Origin of the sequence: Burkholderia theae (assembly GCF_048565265.1) — a bacterium.
Classification (GTDB): Bacteria; Pseudomonadota; Gammaproteobacteria; order Burkholderiales; family Burkholderiaceae; genus Burkholderia; species Burkholderia theae.
Window position 1 is genome coordinate 1,973,134 of record NZ_CP183461.1, and the last position, 21,989, is coordinate 1,995,122.

Consider the following 21,989-nt stretch of genomic DNA (forward strand, 5'->3'; position numbering starts at 1 on the left):
CCATGGCGCTGATTGACCACCTCGACCATCTCGTGCTGACCTGCGTCGATCCCGAGCGGACCCGGCATTTCTATACCGAGGTGCTGCAGATGCAGCTCGAAACCTTCGGTGCCGGCCGGCTCGCGTTTCGCTTCGGCAACCAGAAGATCAACCTGCACGTACGCGGCGCGGAGTTCGAACCGAAAGCGCATGTGCCGGTGCCCGGTGCGCTCGACCTGTGTTTTATCGCATCGGTGCCGCTCGACGACGTGATCGCGCACCTGAAGCGCGTCGACTGGCCGATCGTCGAGGGGCCGGTCGAGCGCACCGGCGCGACGCAGAAGATCCGCTCGGTGTACGTGCGCGATCCCGACCTGAACCTGATCGAGATCTCCGAGTTGATCTGACGGGCACCGCAGTCCTTCGCCGAAAGCGGACAGATCAGCGCCGCGTCCGCCGATTCCGGATAGCCGGCCCCGGCCACGCTGCGGATAATGGCGCAACGGCGTCGGCCCGGCCGCCGCCTTCGCAGCGGGGAGGGCAAACCTCCCCGCGCATCCGCAACCCGACCCAGGCGCTCCCCGAATGACGATCCTCTATCGCGGCATGGACCGCGCGGCGCTCGACGCCGCCTACCTGAACACGAAGGCCATTCCCGATTTCCCGGCCGTGCTCGCATCGTGCCAGGCGCGCAGCGCGGCACTGTACGACGCGACGCCGGGCCGCCGCGACCTGCGTTACGGCACGCGCCCCGCGCAGCGCTTCGACTGGCTGTCGTGCGGGCAACCCGGCGCGCCGCTGTTCGTGTTCATTCACGGCGGCTACTGGCAGCACTGCGCGAAAGAAGATTTCGCGTACGCGGCGAGCGGACCGCTCGCGCGCGGTTTCGACGTCGTGCTTGCCGAATACACGCTGGCACCGGTCGCGTCGATGGCCGACATCGTCGCCGAGATCGGCGCGTTGCTCGATTACCTCGCCGCCGATCCCGACGGGCTGGGCACCGCGCGACGGCCGATCCACCTGAGCGGCCACTCGGCAGGCGGCCATCTGACGGCCATGTATCGCGCGCATCCGGCCGTCGTCTCGGCGCTTGCGATCAGTCCGCTCGTCGATCTCGAACCGATCTCGCTGTGCTGCCTGAACGACAAGCTGCAGCTCACCGCGCACGAAATCGATACCTGCAGCCCGCTGCGCCATATCGGGCCGGGTGTGCCGACCGTCGTCGCGGTCGGCGACGCCGAACTGCCCGAACTGATTCGGCAAGCGCATGACTATGCGGCGGCATGCGACGCAGCCGGCGAACCGATCGCACACGTGCGGCTACCGGGCATGAAACACTTCGACGTGCTCGACGATCTCGCGAACCCGCACGGCGAGATGCTCGCCGTGTTGCAGGCAATCGCGCCGCGTTAGCCGCGCCATATCGCGCACACATGGCCGGGCGTATGATCGGCGTCAGGCCGCCGCGATGATTTGCTTGCGCCGAACGGCCTTCCCAGGACCCACGACATGGTGAACCCGCTTCATTTCGATCTGCAGTCGCTGCGCGTGTTCGCGCTCGTCGCCGAGCACGGCAGCCTGACGAAGGCCGCCGAACACGGCCAGCTCACGCTGTCCGCGGTCAGCAAGCGCATCGCCGAGCTCGAAAGCGTGACGGGCAGCGCGCTGTTCGTCCGGCATGCACGCGGTGTCGAGCTGACGCCCGCGGGCCGCGCGCTGCTCGACCACGCGGCGAAGGTGATCGAGCAGGTCAACCGGATGGCGCACGAGATGAGCGACTACGTCGCAGGCGTGCGTGGTCACATCCATGTGTGGACCAACACGTCCGCGATCGTCCAGTTCCTGCCCGCCGATCTCGCCGCGTTCCTCACCGTCAATCCGGGCATCAAGGTGAGTCTCGAGGAACGGCTGAGCCACGAGATCGTCGACGCACTCGCGTCGGGCAAGGCCGATCTCGGCGTGTTCGCCGACAACGTGCCGGCGCCCGGCATCGAACGGCGGCTGTATCGGCGCGACGAACTCGTGCTGCTCGTGCCGCGCACGCACCGTTTCGCCACGCGCGACAGCATCCGCTTCGCGGACACGCTCGACGAGGACTACGTCGGCCTGAGCGACGGCAGCTCGCTGCTCGCGCGCATGACCGACGCCGCGTTCGCGGTCGAGCGTTCGCTGAAGCTGCGGATCCAGGTATCGAATTTCGACGGCGTGAGCCGGATGATCGAGGCCGGGCTCGGTATCGGCATCCTGCCGCGCGATGCGGTGACCGGCGAGCGCGCGGCGCGGCTCGGGGTCGTGAAGCTCGACGATGCATGGGCGACGCGCACGCTGTGGGTCGGCGTGAAGGCCGGCACCGTGCTGTCGACCGATATCGCGAAGCTGTTCGATTTCATGTCGGCACGTTGAGGCCAGCCCGCAAGCGGTAGAAGTTGGCGCGGTGCGGCTTCGAGGACGTGCGATCATCGGTGCGCGTTCAGCCCACCGCTGCAGGAAGCCGATTCGACGCATCCGCGCCAGACCGACCGGCAGGCGACCGCGAACGACTGTCGCGGGGTACGGTTCGATTGCAGCCGACAATCGCGAGCACGGCACGCGCTTGCCGCCCGCACGTTTCGCTGCCGCGAAGCGCATTTTCCGCGTTGTCGTCGCGGGTTCGTTCCTTGCACTATCTTTACACCGTTCCCGACTGCGTCGGCGATGACCTCCGGGCCGGACAAACGGGTATTCCGCTGGCTTGGCCGCGTGATCGACACCGCCCCGTAAAGCCGACGCGCTCGGCAGTCATTTTTCGCACTCGACACAATATTCACGCGCCTGAAACGTCTTCAGGCACATGGAATCGCCACCCACTTCACGCACGATGACCGACCCGGACCGCGACATCACCGCGATAGTGACACGTGAGCGAACGAGACTCGTGAGCTTTATCCGGCGTCGGATACGCGATCCGGACGATGCCGAGGACATTCTGCAGGATGTGTTCCACGAATTCGTTCAGGCTTACCGGCTTCCCGCGCCCATTGAGCAGGTGAGCGCGTGGCTGTTCCGTGCCGCGCGCAACCGTATCGTCGACCGCTTTCGCAAGAAGAAGGAGCAGCCGCTGGCCGACCTGCTCGAGGCCGACGACGAAGCGAACAGCGAGTATCGCCTGGACCTTGCGCTACCGGCACACGATGCCGGCCCCGAAGCGCGCTACGCTCGCACGCTCTTGCTCAAGGCGTTGCAGGATGCGCTCGACGAGTTGCCGGCGAATCAGCGCGAGGTATTTGTCGCGCACGAACTGGACGGCCAGTCCTTCAAGGAGATGGCCGCGCAAAGCGGTGTCGCGCTCAATACGCTGCTCGCTCGCAAACGCTATGCGGTCTTGCATCTGCGTGCCCGACTGCAGCTCATTTATGACGAATTGGACAATACCTAGAGGAGTCGACAGATGAATTTTCGAATCAGATGTGCGGGCAAGGCGCTGTTCGTCGTGGTCGCCATAGGCGTGCTCGGCTGGATCGTCATGATGTTATGGAACTGGGTGATTCCGGCGCTGTTCGTCGGCGCCCGGACGATCGACTTTGCCCATGCGCTGGGCCTGCTCGTGTTGAGCCGCATCCTGTTCGGCGGATTCCGCGGACACCACGGCTGGCGCGGCCGGCGCCACTGGCGCAAGTGGGAATCCATGACACCCGAGGAACGCGAGCATTTCCGGACCGCGTGGCAAGCCGGCAGCAACCGGCCCACGGGAGAGTGAACGTGCGCGAAACATCAACGGGCGACTGCAAACAGAAACCGGGCGTGATCGCGCCGGTCGTCAATCTGAAGCGTTGCGAAGGCAAAGGGGATTGCGTCGAGGTGTGCCCTGAGAACGTGTTCGAGATCCGGCGCATCGACAACGCCGATTACGTCGGCCTTGATCTGATGCATCGCTTGAAGCTGCGCGTGCATGGCATGAAAGTCGCCTACACGCCGAACGCGGATGCGTGCCGGTCATGCGGACTGTGCGTGACGGCGTGCCCCGAGCGCGCCATCACGCTCGCCCGAACGGTTTAGCAACCCCCGTGTATCGCCGCGATCGAGCGACTGCGCAGCAACCCTGACGGGACGCGCAGTCGCCGGATACCGCGTCGACGTGATCAATCTCGCCCAGGAGCGCACATGGCTTCACCCACCCTCGGTCTTCTGCGACGGCTCCACGAAGAGAGCCGGACCGAAATCATCGCCCGCGCCCGCGCGCAGTTCCAGGGATCAAACGAGGATTTCCTGTCGTTAGCCGACGAATATGAAGCGATCGCCCCCCGTCTGCGGGGACGGTTTCTCGAAACGCTCGGGCTGTCCACCGACGACTTCGAGTCGTCGCAACGCAGTGCGTTATCGTTGGCCGTGTCGCCGGAAACGGGAGGATTCTTGCGCAACATGGTGCTCTCGCAACGGCCGGCCAGGATCCTCGAACTCGGCAGTTCATGCGGCGTGTCCACGCTGTATTTCGCCGAGGCGCTGCGCACATTGGGCCGTGGCGTGGTCGTCGCGACCGAACGCGATGCGCTCAAGTGCGCACGATTGCGCGATCACGTCAGGGCGGCGGGCCTGGACGCCCATGTCGACCTGCGGGAGGGCGATGTATTCGACACCGTTGCCGAACTGGACGGTCGCTTCGACATGGTCTTCATCGACGTATGGGCCGACGCCTATCTGAAGTTGTTCAAGGGGATCGAGCGCCTGCTGCGCCCGGGATCGATCGTCCTCGCCGACAACATGTACACGGCCGAGGACGCCGTTCGACCGTACAAGCACTACCTCGATGACGATCCGCGGTTCTCGACCATGACACTGAATTTTGAATCGGGGATCGAATTCACGGTCGTCGTTCCTCAAGTAGGAATGTCGTCGACCGATCCTCGCCGCTCAGGCCCGGACTGAAGGACGCAGCCATCGATCGACACGCATCTCGCGTCGGACTGCGCCCGCCATCGGTTGGCACACGCTCAAACCGGATTGATTTCATCCTGGCTGCGCCGCGTGGTCAGCGGCCCGAGCACGCGCAGCGTGACCGCGACGATGCCGAGCGCGATCGAGATCACGCCGAACATCGCGCCCGCGCCGTGGCTGACGAGCACCGGCAGCAACACGAATGGCAGCGCGCCACTGACAATACGCGACAGCGCGTACGTACTGCCGATCGCCGTCGAGCGCACACGCGCCGGAAAGATCTCGGCCTGGTACACGTGATACGCATTGCTGAACACATTCGATGCGCAGGTCGTCAGCAACCCGAAGCCGACGATCAGCACGGTATTGCCCGAATACGCGAAGCAGAGCCCGAATACCGCGATCGACAGGATCGACACGATCACGAGCGTGCGGCGTTCGATCCAGTTGAGCAGCGGAATCGACAGCAGCGAACCGATCGGATAACCGACGAACGACAGCGCGATGAACAGCGTGCTGTCCGTCACGTCGAAGCCGCGGCTCTTCACGACCGTGCCGGCCAGCGTGCCGAATCCGTAATAACCGAAGCCCTGCAACAGGTGAAAGATCGCGAGCATCACATAGCGCGCGCCGTAGGGTTCGCGGCGCAGCAGCGCGATGCGCTCGCCGAGCCCGAGCGGCCGCTGCGGCTCGGCCGGTTCCGCGAATTGCTCGGGCACGCGCACGCCGGTGCCTTCCGCGAAGCGTCGCAGCGCCGCGTGCGCGTCGGCCGTGCGGCCTTGCGCGAGCAGCCAGCGCGGGCTCTCCGGCAACCGGTGCTGGACGAGCAGCACGTAGACGGCGCCAAGGCTGCCGATCGCGAGGATGATGCGCCAGCCGGCCACGCCGGCCACATGCAGCGGGTTCAGCCACAGCGCGAGGAAACCGACGAGCGGCACCGCGACATAGGAAGTCGTATAGGCCCACGCGGCGAGCCGCCCGCGCTTTTCCTTCGGCAGGATTTCGGACAGGAAGCTGTCGGCGACCGGATAGATCGCGCCGACGCCGATGCCCGTCAGGAACCGGCACGCGACCAGCATGTCGGCGTTCACCGAAAACGCGCCGACCAGCGAGAACGCGCTGTACCACACGAGCGTCAGCAGGAACGCCTTGCGCCGGCCGATACGATCGGCGAGGCTGCCGAGAAACATCGCGCCGACGAACATCCCGATGAACGCCGATGCCAGCAGCAGCTTGAAATCGGCGCTTTGCCGGCTCAACCCGTATTCGTTCTGCAACGCGGAACCGATCGTGCTGACGAGGAAGATCTCGTACATGTCGAAGAACAGCCCGATGCCGATCACCCAGACGACGAACCGGTGCAATGCACCGACCGGCAGGTCGTCCATGAAATCGCCGAGCGTGACGCGGCGGGCGGGGAGGGCCGCCGCATCGGCGCCGACGCCGGCGGGAGCGGCCGGCAGTCGGGCGGACGCGGGCTCGCCCGCGGTGCCACCCAGATCGAGGGATTGGCTGTTCATCGTGTCTCCTGATTATCGATATGCCGTCGCGCAATGCGGCCGGTCGCACGACGCGACGGCAGGCACCGCGAGGCCCGTGAAAGGGCCGGCCATGCGGGCTGCGCCGATCGTCCGACACATGGTGGGCAAATCCGGGGCACGTGATAATTGCGGATGTCTCAAGCGTCCTTTCCCGCGCAGAAAGGGTAGGGATCGCGCGGCGGCCGGCATGCGCGCGGCAGGCCGGTGCAGCCTGCGTGGCGGGTGGTTGTGCACGGGATCCGGTTGTGCGAGCGCGCAGCCGGCTGGCCGGGAAAACCATGAGCCCGATTGCCCGGCCGCCGCACTCAATCGGTCGGTATGAACGCCACGCCATGAATGAAACACGCGCACGGGGTTACCGCGCTCCAGCGCAAAATGCTGCAGCCGCCGTTGCCGGCGCGCATCCGAAGCGCATGCGGTGCGATACGAAGTCTGAAACGACAACACCGTTGCTCGCACCGGTACGCCGAATGTCACGAGCGGCGTACCGACGCGACGCGCATCATTTCAATTCCGGATTCTGCTGCGTCGCGCACGCGCGCAGCGCGGTGACGAGATCCGTCTTGCCCAGCTTCTCGAACAGGTCGGCCATCTCCATCTGCGCGACGGGGTCGCCTTCGCGTGCCGCGCGCCAGCGCAACGACGCGATCATCCCGCGCATGCGCTCGCCGGGCGTTTCGCCGTCGTAGCCGGACATCGCCTGCAGCACGTCCGCGAGCTTGTTGTATCCGGCCGGCACGTGATGAACGAGCAGCCACGCGATGACCGGCTGCGCGCCTTCCCAATCCTCGTCGTCGAGCGAACTGTTCACCAGGCGCGCGGCCGCACGCCACGACCCGAGCGATGCGGCCTTCGCATAGGCCTTGTCGGCGTCGCGGCCGCGCGGCGACGGCGCTGCGTCGAACGCGGCCTGTGCTTCGGCGGACGGCGACGGCAGCGCGAGCTTCGTGCACTGGAAGTTGCCCGCGTCGGGGGCATTGCCGGGCAAATCGGCCCAGCGCACCTGGTCCTTCAGCGTGCGATCGAGCGTCGGCCGCACGTCGCTTTCCTTCATCGACGCGAACACCCAGTCGGTGCGGACATGGCGCGCGGCGTCCCAGTCGCTTTCAGCGATGGCGTGTTGCGCGAATGCCAGGCAACCGGCCAGGCAGCCGATCCGGAACAGCTTTCGGGCAGGAGATTTCATCTTGGATTCCGGTTTGTCGAGAGGTTGTCGACGCATCGCGACCAGCCCTCGATGCGCCGATCTCAGCTCGCCATGACGATGAATGCAGTCAGCGCGATCGGGAACAACGCCAGACCGAGCAGGCCGAGCGCGCCGTCCGCCGCCATCGTGATCGGCGACAACGCCAGCTTGGCGCCGTGGCCGACCGCCGTCAGCTTCTCCGTCACCGTGACTTGATACGGACGATTGAACGCCTGCGGTACCGACGACGGCGTGACCTCGTTCGGCAGGTAGCGCTTGCCGCTGATCGTGCCTTCTTCCTCCAGGTAACCGGATTCTTCCTTGAAACCGTCCGCGAGCGCGCGCGCGCTCGTCTCAGAGCCGTCCGGCGCATCCGCATAAGGGAGTCGCATCGCATAACGACCGGTGATCCGCTCGCCGCGCGCCTCGAAATCGAGGAACGCCGTCTGAAGCTTCGGACGATAGGGTGCCTTGAGCACGGTCGCGAGACTCGGCGGCAAATCGAAGATGTAGTGGTACTTCGTGCCCAGCACGACGAGCTGCTTGCCGTCCGCGGTAATCAGAAAGGTCGACAACGTTTCGTCGTATTTCGAATCCTTCATCCATTCCTTGGTGACGGGACCGAAATCGCTGCAGCCGGCAAGCATGCCGGACGCCGCCACGGCGGGCAGCGCGAGAAATGTTCTTCTTTTCATGAGTGCTGTTCAGGTTGTTGTTCGTTATTCAGCGCAACCGCTTGAATGTCCGGCGCCGCGTTCGATGAACGCGGCGTCGTGACGGCCGTTCGTGCGGTTTCTTCGCCTGCGCATTGTAGGGCCAAAACCGCGACCGCAGCATCCCCCCGGCAAGGCACCGCACCCGCGTGCGGTAGACTGCACGCTCGCTGGCCCGCCGCCAGTCACACGACCGCTCGCCCCATTCACACGCCATGGATCGAATCGACGCGATGAAGGTGTTCGTCGCCACGCTGGACGAGGGCAGCCTCGCGGGCGCGAGCCGGCGGCTCGGCCGCTCGCCGGCGGCGGTCAGCCGCGCGATCGCCTTTCTCGAGGCGCACACGGGCACCGCGCTGCTGTACCGGACCACCCGGACGATTCGGCTGAGCGAGGCCGGCGAACGCTACGCGGCCGCGTGCCGCCGCATCCTGTCCGATCTCGAGGAAGCCGACATGCTGGTCGCCGACGAACGTTCGGCGCCGCGCGGCATGTTGACGATCACCGCGCCGGTCGCCGCGGGCGAGGACGTGCTGCGTGCGCTGCTCGACGAATTCATCGAGCGCCATCCGGCCGTGTCGATCCGCCTGCAGCTGCTCGACCGTCCCGTCAGCCTGATCGACGAAGGGATGGACGTCGCGCTGCGCATCGCGCACCTGACCGATTCCACACTCGTCGCGATTCCGGTCGGCACGGTGCGGCGCGTCGTCGTGGCGTCGCCCGATTACCTGGCGAAGCATGCCGCGATCGAGACGCCGGCCGATCTCGCGCAGCACCGGATCATCTCGATGACGCACTTCGGGCTCGACTCGTGGAGCTTCCCACCGTCCGGGCCATCGGCGCTGCCGCAGGTCGTCCAGTTCGCGCCGCGCTTCATCATCAACACGATCCGCGGCGCGGTCGCGTCGGCCATCGCCGGCCACGGCGTCACGCGGCTGTTTTCGTATCACGTCGCCGAACCGGTGCGCGACGGCGCGCTGCGGATCGTGCTGAGCGACAGCGAACATGCGCCGCTGCCCATCCATCTCGTCACACCTTACGGACGGCTGTCGGTCCCGAAGGTGCGCGCGTTCGTCGATTTCGCGGCGCCGCGCCTGCGCGAGCATTTCGCACGGCTGGCCGCCATCACCGATGGTGATTAAACCGAAGCGCGGAAGAATGGCTTTCGCGTAACGGGGATTCTCTCGACATTCGACTCAATCTAGACTTCCTTCAACCGACGGACGCGCGTGGCGCCCGTCCAGCGAATGGAGGTCGACATGCATCAAGCCCTTCTGGATCAACCGCGTGCGCTCGACGCGTGGCGCGGCACGCCGTGTGCCGTCGGTGCCGGCCCGGCCGGCCCGATTCGCGTCGCGAGGGCGCGATGAGCACGACCGCACACTTGCCGGCGCCGGCGCCGACGCCCGCCGAACGGCCGGCCGCCAGCTATGCGGAACGCAACACGCGCTACTGGCGGCGCAATCTCGCCGTCTGCGTATTCGGATCGTTCACGACGCTCGTCAGCCTGAGCATGCTGCTGCCGTTCCTGCCGCTGTACGTGCGGCAACTCGGCGTCGACTCGCAGTCGGCCGTAATTCAGTGGTCGGGCGTCGCGTTCAGCGCGACGTTTCTCGGCACGGCCGTCACCGCGCCGCTGTGGGGCCGGCTCGCGGATCGTTTCGGCCGCAAGCCGATGCTCGTGCGCGCGGCGATCGGGATGGCCATCGTGATGTCGCTGATCGGCATCGCGCACAACGTGTTCGAACTTGTCGCGCTGCGACTGATCGCGGGGCTCGTCGGCGGCTACGCGTCGGCGTCGACCGTGATGGTCGGCACGCAGGCGCCGCGCGAACGTGCGGGCTGGGCGCTCGGCATCCTGTCGACCGGTGCACTCGCGGGCAATCTCGTCGGGCCGCTCGTCGGCGGGCTGCTGCCGGGTTGGGTCGGCATTCGCGGCACGTTCTTCGCCGGTGGCGCGATGATCGCGGTCGCCGCGCTGCTGACGATCGTCTTCGTGAAGGAAGACTTCCACGCGGACACCGACGCGAAAGCACGTACCTCCGGCGCGGCCGCAAGCACGGCGCAACGCACGAATCGCGCGGCGGTCGCCGCGCTGCTGGTGACGGCGATGATGGTGCTGCTCGCGAACATGTCGATCGAGCCGATCATCACGGTCTATATCGGCGGCCTCGGCGTAGGCGGCGACGGCCTCGCGCGCATCGCCGGCGTCGTGATGGCGTGCTCGGCGCTCGGCAGCATGCTGACCGCCGCGCGGCTCGGCGCGCTGGCCGACCGGATCGGCAGCTGGAACGTGATCGTCGGCTGCCTGCTGCTGACCGCGCTCGCGATGGTGCCGCAGGCGTTCGTCACGCACTGGTGGCAGCTTGCCGCGCTGCGCGTGGTGATGGGCATGACACTCGCGGGGCTGCTGCCGTCGATCGGCAAGCTCGTCCGGCAGTCGGTCGACGAGCGCGCGACGGGGCAGATGCTCGGCTACCTGCAGTCCGCGCAGTTCAGCGGACAGGTGATCGGCCCGGTGATCGGCGGGCAGATCGGCGTCGCGCTCGGCCTGCATTCGGTGTTCTTCGTGACGGGCGCGCTGCTGGCGGCCTGCGCGGTACTCGCGCACTGGGCGCGCGGCCGATAGCGGCTGGCCCGAGGATCGAGGTGTGGCGTAGGATGGTCGCAGCTGCGGATGCGTGCCCGGAAGCGGCGATAACACACACCGTCGCCGAGCCTTCCGTGCACCGCACCTTAACGCTGCCCATCATTTCCCATCATTTTCGACACCGCTTTCACATGTCCGGCTACGCGCGAAGAACGACGAACGCGCGTCGTGCCGGACTCGACCAACACGCGTCGGCCGACATGCGGCCGACGCATTTCGATGACGGATCGTGCAGGAGGCAAGCAACATGAATCAATCGACCGAAAACCGGACGCTGTTGCGCACGCTCGGCATTCGCGCGCCGATCGTGCAGGCGCCGATGGCCGGCGTCAGCACGCCGGCGCTGGCGGCCGCCGTGTCGAACGCGGGCGGGCTCGGCTCGCTCGGCGTCGGCGCGACGAACGCCGACGGCGCACGCAAGATGATCCGCGACACGCGTGCGCTCACCGACCGGCCATTCAACATCAACGTGTTCTGCCACCGTCCGGCCCGGGCGGACGCGGTGGTCGAGCGCGCGTGGCTCGACTGGCTCGCGCCGGCGTTCCGCGAATACGGCGCGACGCCGCCCGCATCGCTGTCCGAGATCTATACGAGTTTCGTCGCGGACGACGCGATGCAGGCGATGCTCGTCGAGGAAACGCCGGCCGTCGTCAGCTTCCATTTCGGATTGCCGTCGGCGGACGTGATCGCTGCGCTGAAGCGCGCGGGCATCACGCTGTTCGCGGCCGCGACGAATCTCGACGAGGCGCGGCAGATCGCTGCCGCCGGCATCGACGCGATCGTCGCGCAGGGCATCGAAGCCGGCGGGCACCGCGGCGTGTTCGATTCGACCGCCCGCGACGATCGCCTCGGCACGTTCGCGCTGACGCGGCTGATCGTGCGCGAATGCGCGCTGCCCGTGATCGCCGCGGGCGGCATCATGGACGGCGAAGGCATCGCCGCCGCGCTCGCGCTCGGCGCGCAGGCCGCGCAGCTCGGCACCGCGTTCGTCGCGTGCCCGGAGACGTCGATCGACGACGGTTATCGCCGTGCGATCCTCGGCGACGCGGCACGCCGCACCACGTTCACGAGCGCGATCTCGGGCCGGGTCGCGCGCGGCATCGCGAACCGGCTGACCGCGCTCGGCGACGACCCGCATGCGCCGGCCACGCCCGCGTATCCGATCGCGTACGACGCGGGCAAGGCGCTGCATGCGGCGGCAAAGGCGAAGGGCGAATTCGGCTACGGCGCGCAGTGGGCCGGGCAGGCGGCGCCGCTCGTGCGCGCGCTGCCGGCCGCCGAGCTGTTCGCGACGCTCGAGCGCGAAACGCGGGCCGCGATCGCGCGGTTGCAGCACGCGCTGGACTGATCACGCACGGCTCGCAAGCCGCACACACGTGCCGGCGATCAGCGCACGAACGTGCACCGCCGGCTACCGATTTGCAATGTTCTGTATCTGCTCGGACCGCGGATACAGTGCGATACAACGCGGCTGCGCGGGTCCGCTATAAAGCAGGCATGACCTCTTCTGGAGCGCATCATGTCTGCAGCTTGGTTCAAAGGGTCCTGCCATTGCGGGACCGTCAAATTCGAAGTCCGAACGGCCATTGCGCCGGCCGCCCGCTGCAACTGCAGCCTGTGCCGGCGCCGCGGCGCGCTGATGAGCCCGATGTTCCCCGCTGACGATCTGAAGATCGTCGCAGGCGAGGGCGCGCTGACGTGCTACCACTTCAACACCCACACGGCCCGGCACTATTTCTGCAGTCGTTGCGGCATCTATCCGTTCCATCGGACGCGCATGGACCCGGCGTGCTGGCGCGTCAATCTCGGTTGCCTCGACGGCATCGATCCGTATGCGCTGGACGCGACGGTCGCCAACGGCGCGAGCCTGTCGGTCGTGGAGGACGCATGAAACGCTGGCTGATGATCCTGCTGTTTGCCGCAGGCGGGCTCGCGACCGAAATCGCCCATCCGGTGCAATGCGCGCTGCGCTCGGAAAGCCGCGTGCAGACCGGCAAGCGCCGCAGCCAGGCCTGACGGCGATCGGGCCGCGGTGCACCATCCCGCCGGTTCATCGAGACCGATTATCATGCTTCCGATAAGATCGCACGCGATATATAATGCGCTTATCTGCGACCGTTCGCGTCGCTGGAGGAAGTTCATGAAACCGACCGAAGCACCATCGCCCGCCGCGCCGAAGCTGTCCGATTTCCTGTGTTTTGCGATCTACTCGACGAACCTCGCGTTCGGCAAGGCGTACAAACCGATCCTCGACGAGCTCGGCCTCACGTACACGCAATACATCACGATCATTGCGCTGTGGGAGCAGGACAACCAGACGGTCGGCCAGCTCGGCGAGAAGCTGTTCCTCGAATCCAATACGCTGACGCCGATCCTGAAGAAGCTCGAGGCGATGGGCTATCTGGAGCGGCACCGCGATCCGTCGGACGAACGCCAGGTACTCGTCAGCCTGACGAAGAGCGGCCGCCGCGTGCGCGAGAAGGGGCTCGACATGAATCTGGTCGAGGCCACCGGCTTGAAGCCGGACGAATTCGCGAAGATGCAGAAGGCGATCGTCACGCTGCGCGGCAACCTGATCCGGTCGACCGAAGAATAAACGCCATACAGGAGCCAGCCGACGCCCGAGCGGCGTCGGCTGGCATCGTCACGCCTGCGCTTCCCCCAGCACCAGCAGGTTCATCTCGCGCCGCACGACAAAACCGAGAGCAAGGTAGCGCTCGATCGCGACCTGGTTCGTCGTGAGGACGTGCAGGAACGGCGTTTCCGAGCGTGCGCCGATGGTCGCGATCAACGTACGGATCAGTCGCGCCGCAAGACCTTGCCGCCGAAACGCGGCATCCACGCATACGGCACTGATCTCGGTATAACCGTCGAGCCGCATCCGCTCGCCCGCCATCGCGGCGAGCCGGCCTTCGCTGCGTACGCCGATATAGCCGCCGAGTTCGAACGTGCGCGGGCCGAACGGGCCCGGTTGCGCGGCGGTGGTCAGCGCGAGCATGTCCGGCACATCGGCTTCGGCCAGCGCGACGTGCTCCGATGCGGATGCCGGTTCGAGCGTCCCTTGCCAGACCATTTGCAGCAACGTCGCGCGCCGGATCACCGACAATCCCGCCGGCGGCTGGATCTCGTCCGGCGTGACCAGCGCCGCCGGCCCGTGCGCGGCGATCAGCTCGCGCAATGCATCGAAGGATGCCGGGCTCGCATCCTTGAGCGCGGCGAACGGCGCAACGGCCGCCGGAAACCGCAACGCGCGGTCGTTGCCGAGTGCAAAGTGGCGCTGCTTGCTTGTGAGCGCGTTCCAGACGACCTGGTCGAGCGCGTGTGCGCCGCTTATCGCGTTCCCGGTGGTGGTTTCCGGCATCGGCTGCTCCTCGTTTGAAGATTGCGTGCCGCACAGAATAGACCGGATCGGCCGGGGACGTCGCACCGCGGCCGCTCGAATTGGCGCTGCAAATCCGGTCGCCCCAAATAGAAAAGCGCACGCGATTACATCGCATGCGCTTTATGTGACGGACGTTGGCGACCGATTGCGTCGCGCCACGCTCAATGACCGAAATAAATCGAACGCTCGGCCACGCGAACCACGCTGCGGCTGCCGGACTGGGCCGCGCCGTCGGCGTCGCGGCCATAACCGGACGCCTGCGTATCGGCCGCGACGGCGCCATCGTCGTGAATCCGGCTCAGCGCCGCCTGGAGATTGTCCGGGTAGTGCGGGTCATTGGGCCGGTTCGGCTGGAAACCGGCCTTCTGCAGCGCGGCCAGTTCCGCTCGCACTTGCGCACGCGTGACGGTACTTTCGCTGGCGTTCGCCGGTGCGGCGGCGACGGCCGACACGGCAACGAGGAGGGCGGCAATCAATTGGGTCTTCATCTTTTACCTCGACAGGAAATCAGGAATTCGGGAGTCGCGCACCGCACGCCGGCCATCGGCGCCGATCGCGGTTCTGTTCAATGACCGAAGTAGATCGAGCGCTCGGCGATGCGCGTCGCGGGCCGGCTGCCCGACTGCGAGGCGGCAACGGCGTCGCGGCCGTAACCGGATGCCGCTGCATCGGCCGTCACGGCGTCGTTCGCGTGAACGCGCGTCAATGCGGTCTGCAGATCGTCCGGGTAGTGCGGATCGTTCGCGCGGCCCGGCCGATAACCGGCTTGTTCGAGCTGGACGAGCTCGGCACGCACTTGCGCGCGGGACACGGTGGTTTCATTGGCGAACGCCGGTGCGGCAGCAGAAGCCGAAACAGCGACGAGAAGGGCGGCGATCAATTGGGTTTTCATCATTTACCTCGATTCAGAACAGGAATGGAAAGGATTCAGCGTTCAGGTATCGGCGCGCGGCGCTCAATGACCGAAATACACCGAGCGGTCGGCCACGCTGACGGCGTGCGGGCGGCCCGCTTGCGTCGCCGCGTCGCCGTTGCCGCCGTAGCCGGAAGCCCGCTCGTTGGCCGCGACCGCATCGGCCGCATGGATCTGCGTCAGCGCGGCCTGCAGATCGTTCGGATAGGTCGCATCGGTGGCGCGATTCAGCGGATAACCGGCCGTTTGAAGCTGGGTCAGCTCGGCGCGCACTTGCGCACGGGTCACGGTGGTTTCATTGGCGAACGCCGGTGCGGCGGCAGAAGCCGAAACAGCGACGAGCAGGGCGGCGATCAGTCGGATATTCAACATTCACCTCGATAGGAAAGAAGTCTGGAATGTGGCGGGCGGCGTATCGGCCGCCCGATGCCACGTTCATGCGATACGGATTTCGACGTCGATGTTGCCGCGCGTCGCCTTCGAATACGGGCAGGTCTGATGCGCGGCATCGACGAGGCGCTGCGCGACGTCACGATCGAGCCCCGGCACGCTCACGTTCAGGCGTGCCTGCAGGAAGTACGCGTTGCCGGCCGTGCCGAGATCCACTTCGGCGTCGACGGCCAGATCTTCCGGCAGCGTCACCTTCGCGGCACGCGCCGCAAGCTGCATCGCGCCGATGAAGCAGGCCGACCAGCCGGCCGCGAACAGCTGTTCCGGGTTGGTGCCGGTGCCGGCGCTGCCCGGCGACGACAACTGGATGTCGAGGCGGCCGTCGGAACTGCGCGCCGTACCGTCGCGGCCGCCCGAAGTCGTATGCGTCTTGCCCGTGTACAGCACTTTTTCGATCTTGCTCATCATTTGCTCCGTCAGTGGGTTCAGCAGGTTTTCTCTGATGCGATTCGATCGCATGCGATGGAGTTTCGTCGAGGCGACCACCCATGTCAAGCGCATTCGATTAGATCGCATCCGATATTTTGTATTTCAATGTATCCGGAACGTGTCTGGCTTGGCTGGACAAGGCTTCCGGACGATCAAGCCCCGATATCCACGGTACCGAGGCAGGCGACGAAATCCCGGGCAGGGCGGGCGAACACGCCCGCGGGAATGGCTTGCGGCCGCGCGGGGCGGCCGAGGCGTCAGGCCGGGTCGATCTCGGCGATCACGACGAGGATGACGGCTGCGTCGGCCGGCAACTGGCGCTGAGAGAACGCCGAGCGCGCGTGTCCCGCCTTGCCGCCCAGCACGGCGGCGAACAGGTCGGACGCGCCGTCGATCACGGCCGGCTGCCCGAAAAATCCGTCCGCCGAACTTACGTGCCCCTCGACGCGCACGATCTTGCGCAGTCGGTCGAACCCGCCCAGATGCTTTTGGATCTGCGCGAGCACGTTCAGCGCCGCAAGCCGGGCCGCATGCCGGCCTTCGTCGACGCTCAACTGCTCGCCGACGCGGCCGGTGTAGGCGACTTTGCCGTCGACGAGCGGCAGTTGCCCCGATACGAACAGCAGGTTGCCGGCTTCACTTGCGGCCGTATAGCTGCCGAGCGGTTGCGGCGGTTCGGGTAATGCGAGGCCGAGTTCGGCCAGTTTCTGTTCGACGGTCATGTCGTGCTCCTTGCGGGAAAATGGATCGGACGATCGGTATTGCCTGTCAGTCACTCTAGTGATGCGGCCGAAGCCGGTAAATGTCAGCGGCGCAATTGATTCACAACGCGGTGTAACGCATGACGCATCGCGCGCAACGCGCCGATACGGACCGCGTTCACCCAAGTACGCTCGCTGGTTTCCCGCGCGATATTCATGCACACTCGTTGCTCCATCGCGCGACGGCAGGAACCGCCCCATGCAACGCAAATTCGACGATCTGCTGCTGGGCAGCATCGAGCTGTTCTGTCTTGCCGCCGAACTCGGCAGCTTCACGCTGGCGGCAACCGCGGCGAGCGTCACGCCGGCCGCGGTCAGCCGGTCGGTGGCGCGGCTCGAGGAACGTCTCGGCGTGCGGCTGTTCGTGCGCACGACACGGCAGATCCGCCTGACCGATTCCGGCCGGCGTTATTTCGAGCAGTGCCGCGATGCGCTGTCGCAGCTCGTCGACGCGGAACGCGAAGCGACCGGCCAGCAGGCGACGCCCGCCGGCGTGCTGCGGATCAGCATGCCGACGCCATACGGGCACTATCGCGTGCTCCCGCTGCTGCCCGCGTTTCGCGAGCGGTATCCGGACGTGCGTGTCGAAACCCACCTGAGCAACCGCAACATCGACTTCGCCGAGGAAGGCTTCGATCTCGCGATCCGCGGCCGCACACCGGCCGATTCGACGCTGGTCGCGCGCAAGCTGGAGGACGCCGAACTCGTGGTCGTCGCGACGCCCGGCTACCTGAAGCGTGCGGGCACGCCGGCCGCCATCGACGATCTGCATGCGCACGAATGCATCCAGTTCGAACTGCCCAGCAGCGGGCGGCCGATTCCCTGGCTGTTCGACGACGGATCGGACGAGATCGAGATCGCGACGACCGGCAACTACAGTGCGTCGGGCGACGTCCTCGCCGGCGTGACGCTCGCGCGCAGCGGCGCGGGCCTGTTCCAGACCTACCGCTTCATCGTCGAACAGGATCTGCGCGCCGGCACGCTCGTCGAGGTGCTGACCGGCCTTGGCGGCCGGTCGCGGCCGTTCATGCTGCTGTACCCGCATGCGCGCTTTCTGTCGTCGCGCGTGCGCGTGTTCGTCGACTTTCTCGTCGAGCATCTGGAGCGCGCCCCCGCCAGGCAGGCGGGCGGTGCGCGCACCAAACGCGCCACCGCATCGCGATAGGCACGCCGGCGCGTTCTTTCGACGCTGCACTCAATGCCCGGCGCTCTGGCCGCCGTCGACGTGCAGGATCTCGCCGGTGACGAACGGCGCCGAGTCGAGATACAGGATCGCGCCGACGATGTCGCTCATCTCGCCCATGCGGCCGACCGGATGCAGCGACGCGAGCGTCGCATGCGTTTCCGGCGCATGCATCGGCGACTTGATGACGCCCGGCGACACGGCATTCACGCGGATGCCGGCCTTCGCATACTCGATCGCGAGCGATTTCGTCGCCGCATTCAATCCGCCTTTCGTCAACGATGCGAGCACCGACGGCACGTTGCTGTTCGCGTGATCGACCAGGCTCGTCGTGATGCTGACCACGTGGCCGCTGCCATGCTTTTGCATCGCGGCAATCGCGCGCTGCGTGACGTGGAAGAACCCGCTCAGGTTGACGTTCGTGATCTGCGCGTAGTCGTCCGCGGTGTATTGCGTGAACGGCTTCGCGACAAACACGCCGGCGTTGTTGACGAGCGTGTCGACGCGGCCGAAGCGTTCGATTGCCGCGTCGACCACGCGCCGCGCGACGGCCGGATCGCCGATGTCGCCCGCGACGGTGACGAGATCGGGATCGTTCGACGGGCCGATCGAACGGGACGTCGCGACGACGCGATGGCCGCGTGCGCGGAATGCGTTGACCGTTTCCGCGCCGATGCCTTGCGATGCGCCGGTGACGATGATGACTTTGGATGCGCTCATGACATGCCTCGATAAGTAATGGGTGTTCGGCTTCGGTGCCGACCGGATCGATGAATCCGATGGGCAGACTGTAGGCGTGCCGATCGCGATTTCGAACACCCACCGTGGAGCAACAGTCTTGCGTCGCGGGAACAAATGGGGGGAGGCGGGGTTTGAAGCGGGGCGCGCACACGGTCGAAATACGGCCGACACCGGCCCCGATTTGCCTGTCACGGAACACGCAGTTGGATAAATTCATCCGCCTATCCGGATAACGTCGATTATCTCGACAGCCTCGTTCCGGCCGAGCAACGCCTGATGCCTGCCGGCGGCCCGGAGCGGGTGCGCGCGATGCAGCTCGTCAGCTATGCGGCGGCTTGTTACGACAAGCTGGCGCGCTATTGCGACGAACTGATGCTGCGCCCCGAGTCTCACCGGCTGCCGCATCTGCAGGCCGGCTACCTGGAGCAGATGCAGGCCGGGTTCGGCGTACTGAATGCAGCGCATGCAGAACCGTGGTTGCTCGGCGCACGCATTTCGCAAGCCGACATCATGACGGTCATCGCATTTCAGAGTGCCGCGGTCGTCATGCCGCACGCGGTCAACGACGATGCCTTCCCGCAACTGGCGCGCCTCGCGCACCATGCGATGCAATCGACGGCGTTTTCATCGACGGTTCCCGACCTGAGCGATCTGCAAGCGTCCGGGCTGGTCGACCGGAACGGCGGCGCATGACGGCCGCGGCCGCCGGCCGTGCCGCTCATCCAGCCGTCAATAAACGCCTGGCTCGCCGGCCGGACGATGCTTGAAGCGCCGGTGCACCCAGTAGTACTGCTCGGGAAATCGCAGGATCTGCGCTTCGAGAAACGCATTCATCGTGCGCGCGTCGATCGACTCGCTATCGGTCGGATAACTGCCGAGCGGTTCGAAGATGGTCAGCTTGTAGCCGCGAAAGTCCGGCAGCACTTCGGTCACGAACGGCACGACCCGCGCGCCGCTCAGCTTCGCCAGCCGCGATACCGACGTCAGCGTGCAGGCCTGCACGCCGAACAGCGGCGCAAACACCGAACCCGTCGTGCCGTGATCCATGTCCGCGGCGAGCATCACCGGGGTGCCCGCGCGCAGCAGCCTGACGAGGTGTTTCGCGCTCGCGCTGCGTTCGATCATCTCGGCGCCGAAGCGTCCGCGCTGACGTTTGGCGAGATCGCACATGCGACGGTTCGACATGCGCGTGTAGAGCGCCGCCACGGGCAGCGACGACGAATAGAGCATGCAGCCCACCTCGATGCCGACGAAGTGAAAACCCATGAAGATCGTCGGCGGCGCATCCGGATCGTGGAGATCGATGTGGCTGTCCAGTTCGACCAGCCGATTGATCGACCGCGCGCTGCCGAACCACTGGAAGCCGCGCTCCAGGTAGCTCCGCACGACATGTTCGAAATGGGCACGCGCGAGCACGTCGCGTTCCGCGTCGGTCTTCAGCGGAAAGCAGAGTTGCAGGTTCACGTGCACCACGTGTTTGCGTCGGCTCGGTATGCGGTAAAGCGCGGCGCCGATGCCGCTGCCGGTTCGCGCGACCAGCGCGTACGGAAGAATGGCCAGGAGCCGTAGCAGGCCGAGCATCAGCCAGTACCCGAGAGCGTTCATGATGATGGACTTCCGTCTGTTGACTGCCCGGCGCCGCTCGAGTCGAGTGATGGTGTACGGGAGAATCGGGTTGTGTCGAGGCTGGTTGAAGAAGTGGCTTGCGCGACTACCTCTGACAGAGGCCGCGTGCCAGGCCGCTGGTGGCCGGCCGCATCGAACCGACGTTCGAAGCGATACACGAAGGCGGGCGGGAAGTTCATCCACGCGATGCCGACTCGGACTGCGCGAAGGCGCATGGCCTCCAGATAACGCGCCGGGATCGGACAGCGCGGCACATACGTGAATTGGTAGAACGCACCCCCGGCAGCCAGGTGGCGCGCGAAGGCGCAGTGAACGATCGCGACGGCCTGTTCGACCGGCATCGCGACGAGTGGCAATCCGCTCACAATAACATGGGCGCGCTCCCCGCCGAAGAAATCACCCGTCATGCCGAGCTGGGCCGCATCCATCTGCATGATCCGCAATGCGGGAAACTGATGCCGCAGCGCGTTCGCGAAAGCCGGATCGGCTTCCACCAGCACCAGCCTGTCGCTCGCGACGCCGCGTGCGAGCAGTGCGCGCGTGAACACGCCGGTGCCCGCGCCGAGTTCGATCACGGATGCGCCGCCGCGCGGAATATGTGCGGTAATCAGCGCGGCGAGCGCCGGGCCGGACGGCGCAAGCGCGCCGACCCGGCGCGGATGGCGCAACCAGGACCGCAGGAACAGCATCCATTCGGGGATTCGCATCGACAAGCTCCTGGCGGAATCGATCGGGACGTGTCATGTCCGGCTAGATAGTGACTTGCGCGGCCAGATAGCCGGCGGTGATGAACAGCGTGTTCCATAGCGCGATGCCGGCCGCGGCGCCCGACGCGAACCGCGCGAAACTCGTTTCCAGCAAGCCGGCGAGCGCCGGCGCGACGAGCCGGACGAACGGCACCAGTTGCGACCAAAGCGCGAGGCGCGTCGGCCGCGCGCGGATTCCCGCGATCAGCGCGTCCATTCTTGCGGGCTGCAGCCTACCGAGGGGCGCGAGGCGGCGCAGCAGGGTCAGCGCGCGCTCTTCCGGCCACAGATTGCCGAGCGCGTAATGAAACAGGCAGCCCGCGAAGCTGCCGAGCACCGTGACAATGATCGCTTCCGGCAGCGTCCATGCCCCTTGCGCGCCGGCGACACCGATCATCGTGAGGAGCACGTGCGATGGCAGCACGGGGATCAGCCGCTCGATCAGCGACAGGCCGACGAGGCAGGCGATGCTATTGGTACCGGCGAGGCTGAGCGCGAGGCCGAACGGGACGAGCGTGGCGAACTGGTTCATCGCGCCGCTCCCGTGCGGCAGGCGCGCAACGCGCACGACATTCCATGCCAGAATGGCCCGCACCGGGACGGCGCGAGGGTGGAACCCCGTGCCGCCTTGCATCGCAGCAACGGAATCGAACGACAGAACACGGTCATGGCGGGCCTCTCGAGTCAGCGCCAGATGCATTGCACCGGCAATGCGGCGATCGACACGGATCGTGGCCCCCGGGCTTTAAGAAGTTTTTAATCGCGGTCCGTCAGGCTG

28 protein-coding genes are annotated in these 21,989 nt (G+C 66.4%); 15 read left to right on the forward strand and 13 right to left on the reverse strand.

Going from position 1 to position 21,989, the window contains the following annotated elements; all coding sequences use genetic code 11:
• Positions 1-2: 2 nt before the first annotated feature.
• From ACN22W_RS09210 to ACN22W_RS09240, 7 genes are all read left to right on the forward strand, one after another.
• Positions 3-386, forward strand: coding sequence for a VOC family protein (locus ACN22W_RS09210; protein ID WP_129514590.1), 384 nt, complete (start codon positions 3-5; stop codon positions 384-386).
• Positions 387-564: 178 nt separating this feature from the next.
• A complete protein-coding gene (locus ACN22W_RS09215; protein ID WP_419683700.1) occupies positions 565-1,392 on the forward strand; it encodes an alpha/beta hydrolase in 828 nt (275 codons plus the stop codon).
• Positions 1,393-1,488: 96 nt separating this feature from the next.
• The gene (locus ACN22W_RS09220; protein WP_343491336.1) at positions 1,489-2,382 is read left to right on the forward strand and encodes a LysR family transcriptional regulator; all 894 of its coding nucleotides are present in this window, start codon (positions 1,489-1,491) and stop codon (positions 2,380-2,382) included.
• A gap of 427 nt (positions 2,383-2,809) precedes the next feature.
• On the forward strand, positions 2,810-3,394 hold the full coding sequence (locus tag ACN22W_RS09225) for an RNA polymerase sigma factor (RefSeq protein WP_419683702.1): 585 nt from the start codon (positions 2,810-2,812) through the stop codon (positions 3,392-3,394).
• 12 nt (positions 3,395-3,406) lie between these two features.
• Positions 3,407-3,715 carry a hypothetical protein gene (locus ACN22W_RS09230; protein WP_419683704.1) on the forward strand — a complete coding sequence of 103 codons (309 nt, stop codon included), beginning with the start codon at positions 3,407-3,409 and terminating at the stop codon, positions 3,713-3,715.
• Between the two features lie 2 nt (positions 3,716-3,717).
• The gene (locus ACN22W_RS09235; RefSeq protein WP_419683706.1) at positions 3,718-4,014 is read left to right on the forward strand and encodes a 4Fe-4S dicluster domain-containing protein; all 297 of its coding nucleotides are present in this window, start codon (positions 3,718-3,720) and stop codon (positions 4,012-4,014) included.
• A 105-nt stretch (positions 4,015-4,119) separates the two neighbouring features.
• The gene (locus ACN22W_RS09240; RefSeq protein WP_419683708.1) at positions 4,120-4,881 is read left to right on the forward strand and encodes an O-methyltransferase; all 762 of its coding nucleotides are present in this window, start codon (positions 4,120-4,122) and stop codon (positions 4,879-4,881) included.
• Between the two features lie 65 nt (positions 4,882-4,946).
• Here ACN22W_RS09240 and ACN22W_RS09245 read toward each other — a convergent pair whose 3' ends face one another.
• The 3 genes from ACN22W_RS09245 to ACN22W_RS09255 form a co-directional block, all read right to left on the reverse strand.
• On the reverse strand, positions 4,947-6,410 hold the full coding sequence (locus ACN22W_RS09245; protein WP_419683710.1) for an MFS transporter: 1,464 nt from the start codon (positions 6,408-6,410) through the stop codon (positions 4,947-4,949).
• A 523-nt stretch (positions 6,411-6,933) separates the two neighbouring features.
• Positions 6,934-7,617: a hypothetical protein gene (locus ACN22W_RS09250; RefSeq protein WP_419683712.1), complete on the reverse strand. Its 684-nt coding sequence runs from the start codon at positions 7,615-7,617 to the stop codon at positions 6,934-6,936.
• A gap of 62 nt (positions 7,618-7,679) precedes the next feature.
• The gene (locus tag ACN22W_RS09255) at positions 7,680-8,312 is read right to left on the reverse strand and encodes a 5-formyltetrahydrofolate cyclo-ligase (RefSeq protein ID WP_193098392.1); all 633 of its coding nucleotides are present in this window, start codon (positions 8,310-8,312) and stop codon (positions 7,680-7,682) included.
• Between the two features lie 233 nt (positions 8,313-8,545).
• Between ACN22W_RS09255 and ACN22W_RS09260 the strand changes: the two genes are divergently transcribed.
• The 6 genes from ACN22W_RS09260 (at position 8,546) to ACN22W_RS09285 (ending at position 13,576) form a co-directional block, all read left to right on the forward strand.
• Positions 8,546-9,472: a LysR family transcriptional regulator gene (locus ACN22W_RS09260; RefSeq protein WP_419683714.1), complete on the forward strand. Its 927-nt coding sequence runs from the start codon at positions 8,546-8,548 to the stop codon at positions 9,470-9,472.
• A gap of 224 nt (positions 9,473-9,696) precedes the next feature.
• Entirely contained in the window at positions 9,697-10,959 is a 1,263-nt protein-coding gene (locus ACN22W_RS09265) for an MFS transporter (protein WP_419683716.1), read from the forward strand.
• Positions 10,960-11,227: 268 nt separating this feature from the next.
• Entirely contained in the window at positions 11,228-12,328 is a 1,101-nt protein-coding gene (locus ACN22W_RS09270; RefSeq protein ID WP_419683718.1) for an NAD(P)H-dependent flavin oxidoreductase, read from the forward strand.
• Positions 12,329-12,499: 171 nt separating this feature from the next.
• Positions 12,500-12,871, forward strand: a complete 372-nt coding sequence (locus ACN22W_RS09275; RefSeq protein ID WP_419683720.1) for a GFA family protein — start codon at positions 12,500-12,502, stop codon at positions 12,869-12,871.
• Positions 12,868-12,996 (forward strand): hypothetical protein, encoded by a 129-nt coding sequence (locus ACN22W_RS09280; protein ID WP_343491327.1) that lies wholly within the window; start codon positions 12,868-12,870, stop codon positions 12,994-12,996. Before ACN22W_RS09275 ends, ACN22W_RS09280 begins: the two co-directional genes overlap by 4 nt.
• Positions 12,997-13,120: 124 nt before the next feature.
• Positions 13,121-13,576 carry a MarR family winged helix-turn-helix transcriptional regulator gene (locus tag ACN22W_RS09285; protein WP_129514603.1) on the forward strand — a complete coding sequence of 152 codons (456 nt, stop codon included), beginning with the start codon at positions 13,121-13,123 and terminating at the stop codon, positions 13,574-13,576.
• A 48-nt stretch (positions 13,577-13,624) separates the two neighbouring features.
• Here the strand turns inward: ACN22W_RS09285 and ACN22W_RS09290 are convergent, their stop codons facing one another.
• From ACN22W_RS09290 to ACN22W_RS09315, 6 genes are all read right to left on the reverse strand, one after another.
• The gene (locus ACN22W_RS09290; protein WP_419687395.1) at positions 13,625-14,341 is read right to left on the reverse strand and encodes a GNAT family N-acetyltransferase; all 717 of its coding nucleotides are present in this window, start codon (positions 14,339-14,341) and stop codon (positions 13,625-13,627) included.
• 182 nt (positions 14,342-14,523) lie between these two features.
• The gene (locus ACN22W_RS09295) at positions 14,524-14,850 is read right to left on the reverse strand and encodes a DUF4148 domain-containing protein (protein ID WP_419683723.1); all 327 of its coding nucleotides are present in this window, start codon (positions 14,848-14,850) and stop codon (positions 14,524-14,526) included.
• Positions 14,851-14,927: 77 nt separating this feature from the next.
• A complete protein-coding gene (locus tag ACN22W_RS09300; RefSeq protein WP_419683725.1) occupies positions 14,928-15,254 on the reverse strand; it encodes a DUF4148 domain-containing protein in 327 nt (108 codons plus the stop codon).
• Between the two features lie 63 nt (positions 15,255-15,317).
• Positions 15,318-15,647, reverse strand: coding sequence for a DUF4148 domain-containing protein (locus ACN22W_RS09305; RefSeq protein ID WP_419683727.1), 330 nt, complete (start codon positions 15,645-15,647; stop codon positions 15,318-15,320).
• A 63-nt stretch (positions 15,648-15,710) separates the two neighbouring features.
• Entirely contained in the window at positions 15,711-16,130 is a 420-nt protein-coding gene (locus tag ACN22W_RS09310) for an organic hydroperoxide resistance protein (RefSeq protein WP_048243225.1), read from the reverse strand.
• A 281-nt stretch (positions 16,131-16,411) separates the two neighbouring features.
• Complete coding sequence (locus tag ACN22W_RS09315; RefSeq protein WP_412021810.1) at positions 16,412-16,876, reverse strand: RidA family protein; 465 nt, start codon at positions 16,874-16,876, stop codon at positions 16,412-16,414.
• 238 nt (positions 16,877-17,114) lie between these two features.
• Here ACN22W_RS09315 and ACN22W_RS09320 point away from each other — a divergent pair, with 238 nt between their 5' ends.
• Complete coding sequence (locus ACN22W_RS09320; protein ID WP_419683730.1) at positions 17,115-18,080, forward strand: LysR substrate-binding domain-containing protein; 966 nt, start codon at positions 17,115-17,117, stop codon at positions 18,078-18,080.
• A 30-nt stretch (positions 18,081-18,110) separates the two neighbouring features.
• On the opposite strand, the gene ACN22W_RS09325 is transcribed toward ACN22W_RS09320, so the two are convergent.
• Positions 18,111-18,818, reverse strand: a complete 708-nt coding sequence (locus ACN22W_RS09325) for an SDR family NAD(P)-dependent oxidoreductase (RefSeq protein ID WP_129514609.1) — start codon at positions 18,816-18,818, stop codon at positions 18,111-18,113.
• Between the two features lie 297 nt (positions 18,819-19,115).
• Between ACN22W_RS09325 and ACN22W_RS09330 the strand changes: the two genes are divergently transcribed.
• Positions 19,116-19,532 carry a hypothetical protein gene (locus ACN22W_RS09330; RefSeq protein ID WP_419683732.1) on the forward strand — a complete coding sequence of 139 codons (417 nt, stop codon included), beginning with the start codon at positions 19,116-19,118 and terminating at the stop codon, positions 19,530-19,532.
• A 36-nt stretch (positions 19,533-19,568) separates the two neighbouring features.
• On the opposite strand, the gene ACN22W_RS09335 is transcribed toward ACN22W_RS09330, so the two are convergent.
• Genes ACN22W_RS09335 through ACN22W_RS09345 form a run of 3 tightly spaced genes read right to left on the reverse strand, consistent with a single transcriptional unit; the run spans position 19,569 to position 21,911 of the window.
• Positions 19,569-20,444, reverse strand: a complete 876-nt coding sequence (locus tag ACN22W_RS09335; RefSeq protein ID WP_343491312.1) for a lipid A biosynthesis lauroyl acyltransferase — start codon at positions 20,442-20,444, stop codon at positions 19,569-19,571.
• Positions 20,441-21,172: a class I SAM-dependent methyltransferase gene (locus tag ACN22W_RS09340; RefSeq protein ID WP_419683734.1), complete on the reverse strand. Its 732-nt coding sequence runs from the start codon at positions 21,170-21,172 to the stop codon at positions 20,441-20,443. The genes ACN22W_RS09335 and ACN22W_RS09340 overlap by 4 nt, the downstream gene beginning before the upstream one ends.
• Before the next feature lie 43 nt (positions 21,173-21,215).
• Positions 21,216-21,911 (reverse strand): DedA family protein, encoded by a 696-nt coding sequence (locus ACN22W_RS09345; RefSeq protein ID WP_419683736.1) that lies wholly within the window; start codon positions 21,909-21,911, stop codon positions 21,216-21,218.
• Positions 21,912-21,989: the final 78 nt, after the last annotated feature.